The organism is Leifsonia sp. 10L418 (assembly GCF_056395445.1).
In genome coordinates this window covers 190,778-208,734 of sequence record NZ_JBFTJN010000003.1, presented here as the reverse complement: position 1 = coordinate 208,734, position 17,957 = coordinate 190,778, and the positions used below count along the sequence as shown (strand labels likewise).

The 17,957-nt window shown below is 63.6% G+C and carries 15 protein-coding genes; 9 read left to right on the top strand and 6 right to left on the bottom strand.

From position 1 onward, the window contains the following. Window positions 1–2: 2 nt before the first annotated feature. Entirely contained in the window at window positions 3–287 is a 285-nt protein-coding gene (locus AC1DCF_RS08900) for a hypothetical protein (RefSeq protein WP_477210695.1), read from the top strand. Between the two features lie 1,127 nt (window positions 288–1,414). On the opposite strand, the gene lepB is transcribed toward AC1DCF_RS08900, so the two are convergent. After that, window positions 1,415–2,071: a signal peptidase I gene (gene lepB / locus AC1DCF_RS08895; RefSeq protein ID WP_477210694.1), complete on the bottom strand. Its 657-nt coding sequence runs from the start codon at window positions 2,069–2,071 to the stop codon at window positions 1,415–1,417. A gap of 375 nt (window positions 2,072–2,446) precedes the next feature. On the opposite strand from lepB, the gene AC1DCF_RS08890 reads away from it, so the two are divergent. The 4 genes from AC1DCF_RS08890 (at window position 2,447) to AC1DCF_RS08875 (ending at window position 5,146) form a co-directional block, all read left to right on the top strand. Continuing rightward, a complete protein-coding gene (locus tag AC1DCF_RS08890) occupies window positions 2,447–3,040 on the top strand; it encodes a DUF4232 domain-containing protein (RefSeq protein ID WP_477210693.1) in 594 nt (197 codons plus the stop codon). Window positions 3,041–3,079: 39 nt separating this feature from the next. Beyond that, on the top strand, window positions 3,080–3,697 hold the full coding sequence (locus AC1DCF_RS08885) for a class I SAM-dependent methyltransferase (RefSeq protein WP_477210692.1): 618 nt from the start codon (window positions 3,080–3,082) through the stop codon (window positions 3,695–3,697). A 454-nt stretch (window positions 3,698–4,151) separates the two neighbouring features. Further along, entirely contained in the window at window positions 4,152–4,337 is a 186-nt protein-coding gene (locus tag AC1DCF_RS08880) for a hypothetical protein (RefSeq protein ID WP_477210691.1), read from the top strand. Next, entirely contained in the window at window positions 4,337–5,146 is an 810-nt protein-coding gene (locus tag AC1DCF_RS08875; RefSeq protein ID WP_477210690.1) for a DUF3560 domain-containing protein, read from the top strand. The genes AC1DCF_RS08880 and AC1DCF_RS08875 overlap by 1 nt, the downstream gene beginning before the upstream one ends. Before the next feature lie 213 nt (window positions 5,147–5,359). On the opposite strand, the gene AC1DCF_RS08870 is transcribed toward AC1DCF_RS08875, so the two are convergent. Next, the gene (locus AC1DCF_RS08870; protein WP_477210689.1) at window positions 5,360–6,025 is read right to left on the bottom strand and encodes a hypothetical protein; all 666 of its coding nucleotides are present in this window, start codon (window positions 6,023–6,025) and stop codon (window positions 5,360–5,362) included. Between the two features lie 14 nt (window positions 6,026–6,039). Continuing rightward, window positions 6,040–7,206, bottom strand: a complete 1,167-nt coding sequence (locus AC1DCF_RS08865; RefSeq protein WP_477210688.1) for a NucA/NucB deoxyribonuclease domain-containing protein — start codon at window positions 7,204–7,206, stop codon at window positions 6,040–6,042. Window positions 7,207–8,093: 887 nt separating this feature from the next. Between AC1DCF_RS08865 and mobF the strand changes: the two genes are divergently transcribed. Next, window positions 8,094–11,543, top strand: a complete 3,450-nt coding sequence (gene mobF / locus AC1DCF_RS08860) for a MobF family relaxase (protein WP_477210916.1) — start codon at window positions 8,094–8,096, stop codon at window positions 11,541–11,543. 512 nt (window positions 11,544–12,055) lie between these two features. Beyond that, a complete protein-coding gene (locus AC1DCF_RS08855; RefSeq protein WP_477210687.1) occupies window positions 12,056–12,919 on the top strand; it encodes a hypothetical protein in 864 nt (287 codons plus the stop codon). Between the two features lie 175 nt (window positions 12,920–13,094). Here AC1DCF_RS08855 and AC1DCF_RS08850 read toward each other — a convergent pair whose 3' ends face one another. Then, on the bottom strand, window positions 13,095–14,132 hold the full coding sequence (locus tag AC1DCF_RS08850) for an NAD(P)-dependent alcohol dehydrogenase (protein WP_477210686.1): 1,038 nt from the start codon (window positions 14,130–14,132) through the stop codon (window positions 13,095–13,097). A gap of 204 nt (window positions 14,133–14,336) precedes the next feature. On the opposite strand from AC1DCF_RS08850, the gene AC1DCF_RS08845 reads away from it, so the two are divergent. Beyond that, window positions 14,337–14,633, top strand: a complete 297-nt coding sequence (locus tag AC1DCF_RS08845; RefSeq protein ID WP_477210685.1) for a hypothetical protein — start codon at window positions 14,337–14,339, stop codon at window positions 14,631–14,633. Window positions 14,634–14,717: 84 nt separating this feature from the next. Here the strand turns inward: AC1DCF_RS08845 and AC1DCF_RS08840 are convergent, their stop codons facing one another. Together AC1DCF_RS08840 and AC1DCF_RS08835 are read right to left on the bottom strand one after the other, a co-directional pair. Beyond that, the gene (locus tag AC1DCF_RS08840) at window positions 14,718–15,644 is read right to left on the bottom strand and encodes a PfkB family carbohydrate kinase (RefSeq protein WP_477210684.1); all 927 of its coding nucleotides are present in this window, start codon (window positions 15,642–15,644) and stop codon (window positions 14,718–14,720) included. Then, window positions 15,641–16,693, bottom strand: coding sequence for a LacI family DNA-binding transcriptional regulator (locus tag AC1DCF_RS08835; protein WP_477210683.1), 1,053 nt, complete (start codon window positions 16,691–16,693; stop codon window positions 15,641–15,643). Before AC1DCF_RS08835 ends, AC1DCF_RS08840 begins: the two co-directional genes overlap by 4 nt. 117 nt (window positions 16,694–16,810) lie before the next feature. On the opposite strand from AC1DCF_RS08835, the gene AC1DCF_RS08830 reads away from it, so the two are divergent. Then, entirely contained in the window at window positions 16,811–17,914 is a 1,104-nt protein-coding gene (locus AC1DCF_RS08830) for a substrate-binding domain-containing protein (protein ID WP_477210682.1), read from the top strand. Window positions 17,915–17,957 lie beyond the last annotated feature (43 nt).

Sequence of the window (17,957 nt, the reverse complement as noted above, 5' to 3'; positions counted from 1 at the left end):
TCATGTCTGCCTTGACGGCATCCGATCGAGAGATCGTCTATCAGGCGACCGGACGTCGAGTCGATGAAAACTCAAAACTCGTTTCCATCTTCGCCGTCGAAATCGCGTTGGACCGCCAGTCGGGATACCTTTCCGCCGGTGAAGACATTTCACCTGCCTACCTTCAGCAGATGGCCACCAAGTATGCCGGTGAAGAGTACGCACAATCGTTCGGGGTCGCCATCGGTAACGCATTGAGCTACCTCGCAGGACAGACGGCCCGAACAAGTCTCGACGTCACGGTGTAGCCCTCACCAAAACCTCTGTTGTATGCCGAGAGCAACGCTTCTCGTAGCTGCTAGACAAGTGGACATGAACAAGCAGGTATCCACGCGCTTCTGCGTTGTGGATTCCTGCTCGTTCGTTTTGCCTGTGTCACACTGGCGATCGCACACGACTGTCCTCAGCCAAGCTGAGCGGCGGATCGAGGCCAAGGGCCGCGCAGCCCGCCGGCGTTAACACCGTTGCAATCCGATTCGTAAGTGACGTGTCTCGTAACGTCTATGTGTCGAAACACAGGTTGCGAGACAGTATTGCTTGCGAGACATGTCGCGCTGAGGGTCCCTGCTGCGACACCGAGGCCGTCGGTCCTTATCCGAGTCCACTCAAGAGCCAGTCGCCGGTTCTTTGCATTGAGAAGAGGGAACTTGCGATGACGAGCAAAGCCACGAATGCCATGACTGCTATCAGCCCTCTAGACCGCTTCCAGATACTGAAACCGACTAGTGCGAGGGCAGTGAGGATCGCGATAGTTTGTCCTGCGACTTGTCCAAATGCCATCCGGACATACGCATCCGCGTCCGGCGCCTGCCAGCTGTTCACTGCAACGACGATCAGCATGGGAAGTATCACGATACCCAGGACACCGATCGAACCCAGCAATCGAGTGAATCGAGACTGGGCATCCGGCGACTTCACGCGCGCGCTCTGATCTAACCTCTGGGGCGACATTGGCCAAGCTTGGCATGCTCCATGCTTTCCGAACAATAGTCCTGCGGGAACGCCGACATAATCACCTCGCCATGGAGGTTCCTCTTCGCGGCGCCCTCTCGAGTCAAAGAGCATCATGCTAGACATCGAAACTGCGCTCTCTTGAAACACCCCGATGAGACTCGTTCCCCTCGAGGCTTCTGCTTTGCCCGGAAACCAGAACGGAGGCAAACCTAGACGCGCGGCCCAGCAGAGCCTAATTGCTCGGGCGGCCGGTCTTGGGCCGACGTAGGCCGAGCACCACCAGGATGATGCCGACGACCGCGACGATCAGCCCGATGGAGAGCCACATTCGGTTACCGGTCACGAAACTTCCCGGGATCAGGTTCATTCCCTACCCGGCGAGCACTCGCCGACTCTTCTGTTGTGGATGTGAATGGTCGGGCTAACCGACGGATGTGAGTTCAACAGGAAAGTTGTCAAGCCAGGCCCATCGGTCAAGCGGCCAGGACACGACGAACGCCCGCCCGACGACGCTGCCGAGCGGCACGAAGCCCTTGCTGGGGAGTGATTGTTGCTTGGACGAGTCTTGCGAGTTGAAACGATTGTCACCCATGACCCAAAGGCTCGCTTCCGGGACAACCACATCGAACTGGACTGAGGCCGCATTGATGTCGGTGTCCGAGCGGAGGATGTACGGCTCGTCCACCGGCTGACCGTTGATTTCCAAATGACCCTGTATGTCGCAGCAAACAATGTGGTCACCTGGCAGCCCAATTACGCGCTTGATGAGGTGGTCGTTGCTTTCGCTCGCTCCGAGCCCCACAAACGAGAGGAACGTGCTCGAAGCCTGTTCCCAGAAATTCAGGGTTGGCTCCGGCGCTGGCAGGAGCCATCCGCCCGGGTCTTTGAAGACGACTATGTCTCCGCGCTGGATGGGAAAGAAACGTGGCTGCAACTCATTGACCAAGATGCGGTCGTTTACTTGAAGGGTACTTTCCATCGAACCCGACGGAATGTAGAAAGACCTGACCAGGAAAGTCTTCACCAAGAATGCAACGGTTATGGAAACCAGCACGATAACGAGCAGGTCGCGAGCCAACCCAACAGCACCTGAGCGTCGACGCCTCTTTGGGCGCCTGATGGCCTCAAGCGCGTGAGCCAAGAGCCCTGCCCCCTAGGACCCATTCCAGGGCATTGGCAGTGGCAAAGTGGCCAACTCGCAAGTTTCTGTTCACACTTGGATTATTGCAGTCTCTACGGAGGCGCATCTCCGGTTTCCCGCATCGTGCGACGTCCTGTGCAGGCATTCTCGAGCCATCGATGGACATCCGTTTAGTTGCGCGTCTTCATCGCGAATTTCAGGAAGCCGGGTGCCCTGTAATCCTCGAACTTGGCGTCGGCGACATAAGGAAATGTTGAATGAAATGGGCCGGGTTCACCCCGAAATGAAGGCGACTCTGCCAGGATCACTGTCATGACACCCAAACTTCGAACTGGCGCGGTCGTTTTGACGCTCTCTTTGCTCGTCACTGTGCTCAGCGGATGCGCGGCCACCGGGCCGACCGCCGTCACACCCTCGGCCGAGGCCTCTGAACCAAGTGCGACGGCGACTGAATCCCCAGCTGCGTGCGCCGATGAATTCGACTTCTCAGTTCTCGAATCGGCCTACGATCCCGCCGTTCCTCAGGTGAGCTGGCTTGCAGCGACGAACGAAGGAGAGTCGTCCTGTGAGCTGACTGGGTTCCCCAAGATCACGTTCGAAACCGACGACGCGGCAGCGGTCGGAGTGTTGTCCGAGGCCGACGCATTTCAGCGTGCGGGCGATCCCGTTTCTGTTCCTGCGGGGGGACAAGCCTTCATCTGGACGTGGGTGACAACGGCTGATCTGCAGCAAGACTCCTGCGACGTGCCGACTGCTGTGCGAGCGCTTAACGTAACTTTGCCCGGAGCAACGAAATCCGTGTCCGTAGACAGGTCGTTCACGATCTGCCTTGGTAGTTCTCCCGTCGGCGATATTCAGGTTGGTCCGGTTGATTCGGAACCACGTACGGCCTCCAAGGGCTATTAGGACGCGATGCGTCGGTGGGGGGACACATTCGCGCGAGGGATGCAGCGGATCAATGCACGCCACCCGTGGAGTCACAACGACCACTTCCACGGCTGGATTGTTGCGAACCTCCCCAAGTCCTGCGGTTCAGCGCTCGATGTTGGTTGCGGCCAGGGCGAACTCCTCGCCTGCCTCGCGCCGCACGTTGACCGCGTCATCGGCAATGACACTGACGCCGCGATGGTCGATCAATCGGTAAAGCGCTGTATTGGGTTGCCCAACGTATCGGTCATCGACGGACCGTGGACCGCGGTTGCCGGACCGTTCGACGTGGTCACAATGATCGCAGTACTGCATCACCTCGCGATTGAGGAGGCACTACAAGAGGTGAACCGTCTCCTCGTGCCCGGAGGCCGCTTCCTCGCCGTTGGACTCGCTGTGCCGCGGTCGTTCCGTGACCATCTGTGGGAAGCCGCCTCCATCATCACGAACCCAATCATCGGGTTCGTGAAGCACCCCCGGCCCAGCAAGGCCGAAACTCATCCACCACCGTTTCCTATTCAGGATCCCTCGATCACTTTCAGTGAGCTACGGACCATTCTCGAGCGCGTCATGCCCGGGTCGACCATCAGACATCACTTGGGATTTCGGCACACCATCGCGTGGACAAAGCCATAAAGGATCCACAGGTGCGGGTTGAGAGGTCTGCCTTGCCACATGCCGTAGCCTCCTGCCATGCCACTTTCCTAAGCGTCCCGCTAAGGGTTCGGCTTTCGGGCGCCTCGGCTCAGCGTCGGCGCGAGCCATTTCATGCTTTCTATGCGCCCGCTGAACGTCCGGCGCATTCAACCCATCGTTGCAACGACTGGTTGAATCCGCCAGCCTTTTGCGGACAGCTGGCCAGTTTGGATTCCATCCAGATGCCTCGTCGACTTGCTCATTCCGAGAGGGGGGGGTCAGGCAAAAGGACCTAGGCCCTCTGCGTCAGGCTGGTTAGTCGACGCGGCAAACGCGGTGATCTGCACGGAACCGCAACGCCCGAGGGCGATCTGCAGGACCAATGTCCGGCATATGTCGGCGTCGAGTTCGACAGAAAACGAGAGTTCTCCCGCCATCTGAGAGAGAGAAACCCATGACCACCACGCACGCGCCCGATCTGCCCGGAGTGCTCACCGCCGAAAACCTCCTGGTCAGCGCCGACATGTCCACGTACTGGAACACGCAAAGCTATCCCAACCCTCGCGGCAGGTTCGTGATCATCCAGACCCCGAACGGCTCCCGCATCATCGATTGCCGCACCGAGGAAGAGGCACGCTGATGCTGACCATCACCCACACCCACGCTGCCGGAACCCTGATCGAGGGCACCAACCGAGGCGACGGAACCGCCGACGTGCTCAAAGCTTGCGGTTCGCGTTGGGGGCGCAGCATCAGCGCCTGGTTCGTGCCCCAGTCCCGCGACCGTCTCCCCAAGCTCCACATCATCACCCACACCGAGACGGCGCTGGAAGCGGCGGGCTTCGGCGTCGAGACCAACATCGACACCGCGCACCGCCCGATGGCCGACGTGGAGGCCGGAAAGATCGAGCGTCAGGCCGACCGGGTCGACGCCCTCGCCGCGAAAGCCGAGCGCAAGAGCACCGCCGAAGACGCAGCCTGGACCAAAGCCCGCGCCGCACACGACCGGCTACCCGAAGGAGGCGAACCGATCAAGGTCGGCCACCACTCCGAAAGCCGCCACCGCAACGCAATCGCCCAAGCAGACAACGCCATGCGTAAATCAGTCGAAGCCAGCACCGACGCCACCACCGCCCAGGCACACGCCGACGCCGCAACCCTCACCACCGACGCCCGCTACCGGCCGGTGACGGATTCCAACCGCATCGAGACGTTGGGGCGGAGCTTCGAAAGCTGGAACGACTTATCATCGCACCGCGTTACGACGACGCACGCGGCTACGTCGACGCAACCGAAGCGCAGCAGCAGGCACGCGCGGACCGCCTCACGCCTCACATTGAGGAGAAGCGCGACCAGCTCGCCTACTGGGAAGCCGTGCGCGCCGCCCAGATCGAGAGCGGCACAGCCACCGGCTACGACCGCAACACCGTCAAGAAGGGCGACCGGGTGATGATTCGCGGCCAGTGGCCCGACGTCGTCCGAGCCAACCTCAAAACCGTCAGCGTCACCACCGGTTACACCTGGACCGACACCGCCCCGTATGCGGAGATCCAGCAGCCAGCGGCCCGAGTAACACGGCCCCGCCGGCTGGCCCACACGGGCCGGCCGGCGTGGGGTATCCCCTCACGCTCCCCGCCTTGGACCCAGATGGAGGAGCCGGTGGCTACTTCGTTGGTGTCTCACCCGGTGGGCGGGGTGCGGTGCCTTTGGCGGTCGCTGCGCGAAGTGAGCTCTCCGCGCGGTTTCGTTGTTCGCGGGCGGCCTGACCAGCTTCGGTCGGCCCGCCGGTTTCTACCTTCCAGTCGGTGCCGAGGGCCAGATGGCGGCGCGTCGACTCGATCCAGCCGGCGCTCGTCTTCGATGCGGCCGCGATCGCCTCCGGAGCGGCAGCCGGCGCGAGCCAGCTGATGATGAGGTAGTCCTCGGTCGGTTCCGACACCGTCGCGTCGTAGGCGGTGTCGCGGCCGCGCCCGTAGACGCGAATCCGGTACGTACCGGCGCCTTGCTCGTCCAGGCGCGGGGCGGAGGCCTCCGGGGTGTCGAAGTGGCCGAGCAGTTGGAGGGGGCCGTCCTGCACCTCCACCGAGAACTCGGCGATGTCCTCCCACCCCGTCTCCGGGCGTGCCGGGGCGGCAGGGAGCGAGTCGAGCGTGATCGTCACCGGGCCTGCGGCAACCCCCGTCACCAGTTGGACGCCTGGACCCAGCGGTTCCTCCGCTACGAGGCCGGTGAGACCGAGGCTCGCCTTGAGCTGGGATGGCGACACCACACAATTGAGGAACCTCACCACGTGCCATTCGGCGTGAGGCTCGACAACGTGAGCCGCCATCCCCGCCCTCCTTCTCAGACGATATCCACGTAGAACGGGTCGCCGTCAATGATGCGATACGGCACGTAGAGAACACTGTTCAAGAGAGACCCTGCTGAACTGTTTTCCGCGGCGTCGATCATGCAAATGCTATAACCGGTCGCCCCGGTGGACGGCGGCCCGCTCAGGGTAATTTGGCACCAGGATTGAGTTCGTGCCGTCCCACCACCCGTGTAGGCGCCCTCCCACGAGGAGGCGAATGGGTACTCATCGCAGGATCTGTTCGGATCGGGGTGAGGCACACCGCCGCAAGCTGTGGCGCGGTTGAGGTTTCTGAGCGTCGGATCGGTCAACCTGTGAAGGGGCGACGATGTCACAGATCCGGGCAACCCCGAGGCTTGCGCTCCTGACACGTGGGCTCCGAATTCAATAAACGAGGTTCCGTCGTAGCGAATGAAGCCCGGAGCGTATGGAACGACACACCCAGCGGACGCAGAGCCGGGCAACGCCTGATCGCAGCGAATATCAGGGGCGCTTCGAGTCATCACGGCCGCATTCGCAGTGGACGGCGCTTTGAAGCGGAGAGTCCAGTCGGAGGATCCGAAACCCACATCACCCGACGCACCGAGCCAGTTGTAGTACGACTCACCGCTGGCCGAGACGCCCACTCCGGGAGTCTGCGCCGGGAACGAGGACGACGCGTAGACGCAGCTCCCCGTGCAGAACGGAGTGCCGGTGATCGTCGTGCCCGCGGCGGTGCCGCTGATGGTCGACGGCTGAACCTCAATCTGGTTCGCCCAAGTCGTCAGACTGCCCGACGTGTAGAGGTAGTTGTAGATCAAGAAGTTCATAATGCCGGTGACAGTGGTGACTCCGTTCGTCGTCGACGTCACCGTGAGGGTGCCGTTGAAGATACCGCACGCATCAAACCGCGAAACGTAGTAGGTGTTGGAAACGCCGGCATCGATGCACCACTGCGGTAGACCGACGACAGCTTGGGGTTGCGCCGGTGAGCCGAGCGCTTTGGAGTCCTTACCTACCGGCTCCCCCAGCGATACACACGACTGTGTGCCGGCTGCATCGATCGAGGTACATTGTTCGGCCGCGCCGGAGCGTCGCAACTCGTCGAGCGGGAGCGCTATCGGCGCTCCGCCGGTTTCCACACCGGTTCCGGCATCCGAAGTCAGCGACACTGGAGGCATGAGCGGCGGATCGGAGCTAAAACTGCCGGCTGTTGCCGGACCCGCCGGACCCGCCGTAATCGCAGTAAGAGCGATAAGCGCTGCGGCGGCAATGCCGATACAGGTCAGAAATGTTCGCGGTCTGTTCCGTGCGCTTGCATACATTCGCTTTTCCCCACTAGCTCGTGTTGAGTAAGAGCGACCCCCGCTCTCGTGAAACCGAACCTAGGCCAAGCAGTCTCCCGTCCGCGCCCCCACTATGGGGCTGCTACTTCGCGGGTGGCTCAGCCTATGTGCAACGGGCGGCGCCCTTGGTAGTCACTGCTCGAGGGTGAGCTCGTTGTGTGTCGGCCTTGTTCGAGCGGCTTCGTTGTGAGCGAGCCGCATGGCGTGCTTCGGCCAGTGAAGAGCGTGAGGAAGACCGTAGCGACAGCCATCACAAACGCGATGATCCCGACGATCCCGAACGCACTCAGGGCAAGGGACCGAGACCGCTCATCGAGCGGTATTCCAGAGGTAGAACACGTCACGAAATATTGGCCGCCCGTCTGTGTTCGATGAGGGTTCCTCTTCCGGGCAGGCCTGGCTTTCCGCGGGTGCGGCAGGAGGAATCAAGGTGCTGCACCCAGGTCAATAGCGTGCTGTTGGATGATCTGGACCGTGAACGCGCAGTGATCTCCAGAGCGCGCGCCCAGCCAGCACCCGAGATGAGTCTCTCGGCTGCGCCGGTGATCTGCTCATGTAGCGCGTCGACATTTGCATCCTGTGCTGCCCGGGCATCCGTCCGCGAGACCGATGAGCTGCCACGCTTCTTGCAGATCGAGGGTGCCCTGCGCTGACTGCATCTGATGCGCCCGGCCCCGGCGGTTCACCTTCTCTATGGAGGTGGTGTCGCGGTGACGGTTTCGATGCGGGTGATGAGCGCGGGCGACGGGTACAAGTATCTGCTGCGGACTGTCGCGGCCGGCGATGGTGAGAGATCGCTGTCGACTCCACTCACGAGGTACTACGCCGAGGAGGGATCGCCGCCCGGCCGATGGCTGGGGAGCAGTGTGCGGTCGCTCGGTGACGGTCAAATCGTCGTCGGAGATCCCGTCTCGGAGGAGCAGCTCCAGCTGCTCGTCGGTATGGGCCGCGACCCCATCACGGGCGAGACATCCGCTGCAATCGAAGTCGAGGAGACGGCCCGCGGCACCCGCCGCGCAGTTGCGGGGTTCGACTTCACGTTCTCCGTCCCGAAATCTGCTTCGGTGCTGTGGGCGGTCGCCGACGCGGGCACTCAGGCGCTCATCGTCGACGCCCACCACGCCGCGGTTGCGGAGATGGTTGCGTTCATGGAGCGCGAGGTTGCAGCCACCCGGACGGGCGCAACCGGACGCGACGGCGCCATTGCCCAGGTCGACGTCACCGGGTTGATCGCAACGGCGTTCGACCACTACGACTCCCGAGCCGGCGACCCCAACCTGCACACGCACGTCGTCATCAGCAACAAGGTTCGCACCACGTTCGATGAGAAATGGCGTTCGCTCGACGGGCGTCCGATGCACGCGGCCGTCGTCGCGCTGTCCGAGCTGCACGAAGCCGTGTTCGCCGATCACCTCAGCCGCGCGCTCGGCGTTGAGTGGGAACAGCGCGAGAGAGGCTGTGACCGCAACCCGTCCTGGGCGATCTCGACGGTGCCCGCGGAGATCGTCGCAGAGTTCTCCAGTCGGTCTCGGCACATCGACACAGAAGCGCGTCGCCTCGTCGAGGAATGGGCGGCGGCGCACGGGCGGCAACCCTCGAATGCCACGATCATCCGGCTGCGTCAGCAGGCGACTCTGACGACCCGCCCGGAGAAGGAGGTCAGGTCGCTTGCGGACTTGACGGCGGGGTGGCGTGAGCGCGCGAGCAACCTGCTCGGTCAGGATGCAACACGATGGGCGCGCACCGTCACCAACCATGAGACTCCCGTGCTGTTGCGTGCGGATGATGTGCCGTTGGACGTTGTCGCCCACCTCGGGCAGTCGGTTGTCGAGGCTGTGGGGGAGAAGCGCTCGACGTGGCGGCGGTGGAACCTGTATGCGGAGGCGGCACGGCAGACGATGGGATGGCGGTTCGCCAGCACTCGAGACCGCGAGGCCGTCGTCGGGATGGTCGTGGATGCTGCCGAGGCAGCCTCCATGCGGCTCACCCCGCCGGAGTTGGCGGCCAGCCCCGCGGTGTTCCAGCGCCCCGACGGGACGAGTGTGTTTCGGCCCAAGCATTCCGTGGTCTTCTCGTCGGAGGCACTTCTCGCCGCCGAGGACCGGCTTCTCGCACTTGAACATGACAGGAGCGGCCCAGTCGTCGGGCCCGACGTGGTGGAGCGGATCACCGAGCGCCCGGATGTGCGGGGCCGGCTGCTTGGTGGGGATCAAGCTGCCGCGTTGGCGTCCGTCGCGGTGTCCGGGCGCGTGATCGATGTCCTGGTCGGACCGGCGGGTGCGGGGAAGACCACGGCGATGAATGCGCTGCGCCGGGCGTGGGAGGTCGAGTACGGAGCGGGTTCCGTCGTCGGACTGGCACCATCCGCGATCGCCGCGCAGGTGCTCGCCGATGACTTGGGTATCGCCACGGAGAACACCGCGAAATGGTGGCAGAACCACCTCACTCACGGCACGACCTTCACCGCCAGACAGCTGGTCATCATCGACGAGGCATCTTTGGCCGGGACGCTCACCCTCGACCGTATCGCCGGGCTCGCGGCGGATGCCGGAGCGAAAGTGCTGCTGGTCGGTGACTGGGCGCAACTCCAGTCCGTCGACGCGGGTGGGGCGTTCGCGATGCTCGTCGGCGACCGAGACGACGCCCCCGAACTCGTCGACGTCCACCGCTTCACCCATGCCTGGGAGAAGACCGCCTCGCTCGGCCTCCGGCATGGCCGCCCCAGTGCGATCGACACCTACGCCGACAACGACCGGATCATCGGCGGCGATACCGAGGAGATGATGACCGCGGCGTACATAGCCTGGCGGCACGACCGCGCCGCCGGCTTGGCGTCCATCCTGATCGCCGAGACGGGGGAGGCCGTCACCGAGCTGAACAAGCGCGCCCGCGCCGACCTTATCCTCGACGGGATTGTCGAAGCGAGCCGGGAGGTCGGGCTGCGCGACGGTACTGCGGCCTCCGTTGGAGACATCGTGATCAGCCGCCAGAACGACAGGCGGCTGCGCTCGGGCCGGGATTGGGTGTGCAACGGTGACCGCTGGCGCGTCACCGGCGTGCGGGGCGACGGCTCGCTGACCGTGCAGCGCCCCGGCAGGAGGTGGGGCGGGTCACTCGTGCTGCCCGTCGACTATGTGGTCGCGCATATTGAGCTTGGCTATGCCGTGACGGCGCACCGCGCCCAAGGAATCACCACCGACACCGCCCACGCGCTCATCGGGCCGACCACCACGCGCGAGAACTTGTATGTGGCGCTCACCCGCGGTCGGGAGTCGAACATTGCCTATGTCGTGGTCGACCGGCCCGACGACGTTCACGCGATGCCGCGTCCCGGCGACCCGGCGGATGCGACGGCGCACAGCGTTCTCTACGGGGTACTCCAGCACGTCGGTGCCGAGCTGTCCGCGCACGAGATTATTGATGCCGAGCAGGATGTCTGGGGATCGATCGCACAGCTGGCTGCGGAGTACGAAACCATCGCCGCGGCAGCCCAACACGACCGGTGGGCGGCGTTGATCCGGGCATCCGGCTTGTCGGATGCCGACACAGAGGATGCGATCGCATCGGACGCGTTCGGGCCACTGGCTGCCGAGCTGCGCAGAGCCGAGGCCAACCATCACGACATCGACACGTTGCTCCCGCGGCTGGTGGCCGCGCGCGGGTTCACCGACGTTTACGATATCGCCGCAGTGCTCCACGCACGCGTGGCTCGGGCGACCGCTCGACCCACAGGTGCCGGACGAACCCAGCGCGCGCCGCGGATGATCGCCGGCCTCATCCCAGCGGCAACCGGCGCGATGAGCGCGGATATGCGCCAGGCTCTCGACGAACGCCGTGACCTCATCGAACAGCGAGCTATCGCCCTGGTCGACGCGGCGTTGTCGTTGTCCACGCACGAAGCGTGGATCGACGTAATGGGGGAGGGGCCACGTGGCCCACGGCAAGCTGAGGCGTGGCGGCAGCAGATGCGCGTCGTTGCCGCCTACCGAGACCGATACGGCATCACCGCAGACAGCGCGCTCGGTGCTCCCGCCGCGAATGCGGCCCAACGCACCGACGCAGCGCTTGCACGCATCGCGATGGACCGTGCACGACAGCTGGGCTCCGGTGTCGTTGACGCTGCAGCGCGTGCCCGGCGGGCGGGCGCCGAACGGGGCAGGCCGAGCTTGTAGTTGCGCGGGTCTTCCTGCTCTACGGCCGGGCGTACAATGACGCGCGAGGAAGGCTCTCTTAAACTTCGGGTCCTCCGGGACGTCCCATCGGGCGCTCATACATAGTTGCTTCCTCGGCGGAGTAACACGCGAGTGAAGAGCGACCCGACCACGTTCCGACTGCTTTGCAATTATCGTGTGGTTGGAGGTTGCTGGGCGGAGCACTGGGACTCGATGCGCGCACGTTTATTTAACGCTTATTGCGTCGAGACCGGCCTAGGCGAGCCGAGGCATTGCGATAGAATGAGCGTAGATCGCACAAGGAACACCTGGTCAGGGCGAGATTAGTCTAGGTTTCGGAGTGCAGGGCTGACCGGCGAAAGTGGGTCCGTCGCAATCCGTCGGTCATGGGTTCAAGTCCCATCCGCCCTACCAAAGTTTCATTGGGAACCACGCCTGTCGGCCCAAACGGGGGCAGTGCCGATCCCGTCCAAAAACCGTCCCATGTCGGATGCGACCGATAGTCTCCGAGGATGACACTGGAGTGGGTGCCCTTGGGCGAGGACGAGCTGAAGTACAAAGCGCTGCATGAAGATATCCCGGCGTGGTTAGTACGACCTCTCTGGACTTGGATTTCAGAAGTCACATGGTTTGAACAACGTTTCACCGCCCCTCGATGCAGGGCGATTTTCGAGAGACTCGATCTCGCACTAAGGCAGCCTCATTCTGCAACTGACGCTGTGTTCAGCATTCATGGATTGGATTTCCTCAAGAACAACTTTGACGCGGATCACATTCTGAAGATTGTGGACTTCCTCATCGTCGACAATCTGACATGGGGGAGTACGGCACACAACGATGACCTCGAAGCGCTGCTCAGCCAGGCAGGGTCCGCGTGGAGAGTCGGCCAAAGACGTGGCAACGTCGGGCTGGAACGACGAGTCCCGCTTGGCGTCCAGGAAGCGGCCGAAGGCGTAATGCAGTCAGCGGCGGACGCGGGGGTGCGATTGTCTGAGGCATGGCATGCGGTGTTCGGGCGCACGCCCGATCCTGACAAAGCATACAAAATGGCGATCGTAGCTATCGAGGAAGCAATGCTCCACAAGGTGACATCGCGAGATCTTCAGGGGACCCTCGGAAAGGCAACAACCACCCTTTTTCAGCAGGGCGATTGGAGTCTTCCTATCTTAGACAACCCTTCGAAGTCGGCCACTGACGTGGTGTACAAGTTGTGCAGGGCAATTCTGAACGGCGAGGAAGGAAGACACGGTGGCAACAACTACCGCAAGCCGACGCAGCAGGAGGCTGAAACTGCAGTGATGTTGGCGGTGCCGTTGGTTCACTTCTTCTCGACCGGCCTGGTTGATCGCCGCTCAACGGCGGTGGCCGTTCGCTAACTCACGGCGGCCCCCGCGCGAGCGGCATGCCTGGCGAACAGCGACGCAGAGCCGTAGCAATTTGAGGGTTCCCCGAGCAATGCGATCAGCAACACGCCATGGTTGAGTACGTAGGGGTATGAGACCCCGCTCATCATCAGGCGAACGGGGACCTTTGTCGCGGGAGCGATGACGGTCATGACATCGGTCCTTGCTCGCGGTGCTCGTTGGGGTCGGCGACGTGCAGCACGACGTTGCCGCGCTTGCGCCCGGTGTCGACGTAGCGGTGCGCCTCGACGACGTCAGCGAGGTCATAGCTGCGGTCAATGACGGCCCGGAAGCGCCCCGAGTCGGCGAGGCTGACGAGATAGGCGAGGTCGTCGGCGTTCGGCTTCCCGACGTCGGAGGTGACGAGTTTTCCCGACCTGCGGCTCTGTCCACGGCTTCGAAGCATCCCCCTGAGGTCCGAGATGACCAGGAGGAGGGCTCCGCCCGGGTTGATGGATGCACCGGACCGGTCGAAGGGGGCGTTGCCGACGCACTCGACGACGACGTCATACGTGTCGCCGGCCGTGGTAAAGTCCTGCTTCGTGTAGTCGACTACCCGGTCGGCGCCCAACGAGGTGACGAGCTCGGCATTTGCCCCGCTGGTCACGGCGGTGACCTGGGCGCCGAGCTGCTTGGCGAGCTGGATGGCGGCGGTGCCGACGGCGCCTGACGCACCGTTGACGAGCACCGTGGTGCCGTGCCCGATCGTGACCTTCTTGAAGAAGCCGTGGGCGGTGGTGCCGCCGAACACCAGTGTGACCGCCTCCTCAAAGGTCATGCTTTCGGGAGCTCGCGTGATCGCGCCATCCTGAGGCATGCACACATACTCGGCGTGCCCGCCGAAGGCGCCGGCCATCAACGCGATGACCCTGTCTCCCGGGGCAAAGGCGGTGACGCCGGTGCCGATGGCTTCGACGACACCCGCAGCATCCATGCCGAGGACGCGGTGGCTCGGCCGGATTATGCCGAGCCCGAGCGCGGCGAGCAGCCCGAGGCCGGCGGGGATGTCGCGGCTGCGGGCCCGGTGGTCGGCGACGCTCACGGTGCTCGCATGAACCCTGATGAGCACTTCGCCGGGCCTCGGCGTGGGGATGGCGAGTTGCTCGAGGCGGACAACGTCGGGTGCGCCGAAGTGCCGGTACACGGCCGCGGTCATCGTGGGACGGATGCTGGTTGTCATTGTCATACCTCGATGGTCGTCGCCGCGTCGCCCCCGGGTATCGGCGGAATGGTCAGAATCGGATCGGCCGAAAGTACGGTGTTCGCTGTGTATTGCCAATACTGTGCATTCTTTCGCACCGAGTTGCCGCGTAGTGGTGAGAGAGACTGCGGCGTACGCTGACAGCGCGGGGCTCGGGACCTGCCTGGGCTTTGCGTCTAGGAGGACAACATGAGCGTCATAGTGACGATGAGAGTCGCAGGGGATGCGACCAAGGTTGAGCAGGAAGACGACGCGTCGATGCAGAGCATCCTCGCAAAGGCCAAGGAGCACGGTGTCATTTCCCACCGCTTCTACGGAAACGACAAGGAGATCCTCGTCGTGGACGAGTGGCCGGACGAAGAGTCGTTCCGGCGGTTCTTCGACGCGAGTCCTGAGATAGGCGGCATGCTCGAGCGATCGGGCGCAACGGCCGCGCCTGAAGTGACATTCTGGCGGAGCCTCGACACGGGGGATGCGGTCGGCTGAGTTGTATGCACGGTGTAGTCGCGGTCTCAGAGCCGCCGACACCCGGCTCCGTTGGTACGCGAAAATTCGCGGTGGGCTGGGTGATTAGTGTGACGCCTGTGGCAGCGATCCGGGGTGCGGCTGGAGGAGCGCGCCCTCGACACGGCACGTTGCTGCTGCGGTATCCATGGAGTGTCCGAGCAGGCGAGCCCAGCCTTCCTCGTGCGCCGGGATTCCGTCGTGAACGAGGGCGCTGACCGCTGCCGCGAGAGTCGCGTCGCCTGCCCCCATCGTGTCGATCACCTCGCCGGGCATTTCGGTGATTCCGGATGCAGCGGTGATGCCGGTTGATGTCGTGATCGTTGCACCGTCGCGGCCAGCTGTGGCGAGAACCGTTCGTGTTCCTGCGGCAATCAACCGGTCTCGCAGATCGGCCAGAGAGGAGTTGTAGAGCAACTGCGCATCTTCGTCACCCACCTTGGTGAGGAGGCTCGTGCCGGCCAACGCCTCGAAGTTCTTCACGAACGCCGCCCTGTCGCTGAGCATGCCCGCGCGTGGGTTCGGGTCAAGGACCAGACGAGCCTCTGGTCGCAGAATGCTCGCAGTGAGTAACGCGGATTGCGCGGGGTTGTCGAAGGGAAAGCAGCTGACGACGACGAGTGTTGCGGTGTTAATGGCGGCCAAGACCTCCGGTGAGAAGGTGACTTCGCGTTGTTGGGCGGCCTTGTTGAAGACATATCGCGGCTCGCCGTCGACGCGCTCGGACAGGGCGACGGATGTTCCCAGCGCGGCCGGAGAGGCGAGCAGCGTTACGCCGTGGCCGCGGAGGTGCTCCCGCACGCGAGTGCCGTCGGCATCCGCCCCCAGCGTCGCAACAAGGGTGGTGGTGACTCCGAGTGTGCGGAGGCCGACGGCGACGTTGAGCCCGGCTCCGCCAACGAAGTCCCGGCGCTCGTCGCCGTCGACGATGCGATCGATCAGCGCGTCGCCGATCACGACGACGTGTGCGGCTGTGGGGGAGACGGCGCTCATGACGGGGTGATCTCCCCAGACCCGCGGGTGATGAGTTGGGTCGGCACTGCGTAGTTGCGTGCCGGTGACTCATCGCCATCGAGGCGCGCGAAGATGCGCTCCGCTGCGAGCTCGCCGATGCGCTGCGGGTTCTGGGCGACGACAGTGATGCCGGGTTCGAGCAGATCGGCGAGCGGGATGTCGTCGAAGCCGACAATTGCCACACGGTGCTGCAGGCCCCGCTCGCGGAGCGCGCGTACCGCCCCGATCGTGACGAGGTTCTGGCTGCTGAATACCGCCGTTGGAGGGGTTGCCGAGTCGAGCAGCGCGAGAAGTGCGATGCGCGCCGTCTCCTCATCGTGCAGGCCGTCGATCACGGGGATGTCTGAGGTGGCGACGCCCGCGCGGCCGAGCTCCTCGAGAAAGCCGCGGCGGCGCTCTTTGGCGCTTTGAATATCAACGCGGTCGCCGAGGTAGGCAATGCGGCGGTGCCCGTGCTCAAGCAGATGCCGAGTGGCGGTCGCTGCACCGGCCGCGCCGTCACTCGCCACGACATCGGCCTCGACGCCGGCTGGCTCGCGGTCGACGAAGACGACAGGGGTGCCCCGACGCAGTTCGGGCAGGAGATAGGCCTGGCTGCGGGAGACGGTCGTGAGAATCAGTCCGTCAACCCGCCGCCTCAGAAAGGCGTCGACCATCAACTCCTCGCGCTCGGGGTCGTCGTCGAGGCTGGAGGCGAACACCGCGATGCCGCGCGCGAGTGCTGCTTCCTCGACGGCGCGGTGCAATGCACCAGAGAAGGGGTTCGCGACGCTACCGACCAACAGCCCCAGTGTTTTGGTGCGCCCGTCAGCCCTGCGTAGGTTTCCGGCGTGCAGGTCCGGCTGGTAATTGAGGCTCGTCGCTGCCTTCATGACGCGCTCGATCGTGGCCTCAGAGACATTCGGCTCGCCGTTGATCACGCGCGACACCGTCTTGATTCCCACGCCGGCAAGGGCGGCGACATGTTTCATCGTCGGCCGGGGCTGCGTGTGGTGCGGCTCAGGAAGATGTTTTGACAACGATGTCACGTTTATGTCTCCAATGTGCTGAATGGACTTGACTCTAACAGTATCGATGACATAGAACTACCTATGACATCGTTGTCAGGGAGTTGAACTCCCTTCAAACCAAGGAGAGATTCACCGATGAATCGCACACCAAACAATCGATTCGCCAAGCGCCTTCTCGCGGCCGGGTCGATCACGGCAATTGCAACACTCGCCTTCACTGCTTGTTCCTCAAGCACCCCGGAGGCCGCCGGCGCCGCTGCCGACGCCGGATCAGACGCCGTTGGTGTCTCGCTCATCGTCAAGACCACGGCGAACCCCTTCTTCGTCGCCATGCAGGATGGCGCCAAGGCCGCGGCCAAATCGGCTGGAGTCACTCTCACCCTCGCTGCCGGCAAGACCGATGGGGACGAGGACACACAGATCCAGGCGATCGAGAACGCCATCTCCAAGGGCGACGCCGGAATCTTGATCACTCCGAACGGCCCTGGTGTCGAAGACGCCCTCGTCAAGGCACGCGATGCCGGACTCTACGTGATCGCGCTCGACACGGCGCCGTCCAACCCCGACTCCGTTGACATCACCTATGCCACAGACAACTTCCTCGCCGGCCAGTACATCGGCGAGTGGACGGCAGCCAAGCTCGGCGGCGAGAAGGCAACAATCGCCATGATCGACCTCTTCGACGACAAGATCGTCTCCGTCGACGTCGACCGCGACCAGGGCTTCCTCGACGGCATGGGCATCGACCTTGCCGATCCCGCGAAGAACGGCGATGAGGCCGACAGTGGAAAGTACAGTGGCGGCGAGTACGAGATCGTCGGCAATGCGGCCTCGCAGGGCGCTGAGGACGGCGGCCGTTCTGCCGCAGAGAACCTCATCAGCAAGAACCCGAAAATCAACGTCGTTTACACGATCAACGAGCCAGCCGCCTACGGCGCATCCCAGGCGCTCAAGGCGGCGGGAATCACCGACGCGATCGTGGTGTCGATCGACGGCGGATGTGCCGGCGTCGGCCAGGTTGAAGAAGGCATCATCAACGCAACGAGCCAGCAGTACCCGGTGAAGATGGCAGAACTCGGTGTGCAGGCGATCGTCGACCTCGTCGCCAACGGCACCAAGCCGGAGGTCACCCAGGGCCTCGACTTCTACAACACCGGGGTTGCTCTTGTCACCGACGACCCGCAGGCCGGCGTCGACTCGATCGACTCGACCGAAGCACAGACCATCTGCTGGGGCTAGCCACGCCCCGCCACGAGTAAAGCGGGTTCGGGGCGCCGCCCAC

Bases quoted from the DNA above. Each gene is read 5' to 3' on its own strand.
- AC1DCF_RS08900 (WP_477210695.1), top strand. From the start codon at position 3: ATGTCTGCCTTGACGGCATCCGATCGAGAGATCGTCTATCAGGCGACC.
- AC1DCF_RS08890 (WP_477210693.1), top strand. From the start codon at position 2,447: ATGACACCCAAACTTCGAACTGGCGCGGTCGTTTTGACGCTCTCTTTG.
- AC1DCF_RS08885 (WP_477210692.1), top strand. From the start codon at position 3,080: ATGCAGCGGATCAATGCACGCCACCCGTGGAGTCACAACGACCACTTC.
- AC1DCF_RS08880 (WP_477210691.1), top strand. From the start codon at position 4,152: ATGACCACCACGCACGCGCCCGATCTGCCCGGAGTGCTCACCGCCGAA.
- AC1DCF_RS08875 (WP_477210690.1), top strand. From the start codon at position 4,337: ATGCTGACCATCACCCACACCCACGCTGCCGGAACCCTGATCGAGGGC.
- AC1DCF_RS08870 (WP_477210689.1), bottom strand. From the start codon at position 6,025: ATGGCGGCTCACGTTGTCGAGCCTCACGCCGAATGGCACGTGGTGAGG.
- AC1DCF_RS08865 (WP_477210688.1), bottom strand. From the start codon at position 7,206: ATGCCTCCAGTGTCGCTGACTTCGGATGCCGGAACCGGTGTGGAAACC.
- mobF (WP_477210916.1), top strand. From the start codon at position 8,094: ATGCGGGTGATGAGCGCGGGCGACGGGTACAAGTATCTGCTGCGGACT.
- AC1DCF_RS08855 (WP_477210687.1), top strand. From the start codon at position 12,056: ATGACACTGGAGTGGGTGCCCTTGGGCGAGGACGAGCTGAAGTACAAA.
- AC1DCF_RS08850 (WP_477210686.1), bottom strand. From the start codon at position 14,132: ATGACAATGACAACCAGCATCCGTCCCACGATGACCGCGGCCGTGTAC.
- AC1DCF_RS08845 (WP_477210685.1), top strand. From the start codon at position 14,337: ATGAGCGTCATAGTGACGATGAGAGTCGCAGGGGATGCGACCAAGGTT.
- AC1DCF_RS08840 (WP_477210684.1), bottom strand. From the start codon at position 15,644: ATGAGCGCCGTCTCCCCCACAGCCGCACACGTCGTCGTGATCGGCGAC.
- AC1DCF_RS08830 (WP_477210682.1), top strand. From the start codon at position 16,811: ATGAATCGCACACCAAACAATCGATTCGCCAAGCGCCTTCTCGCGGCC.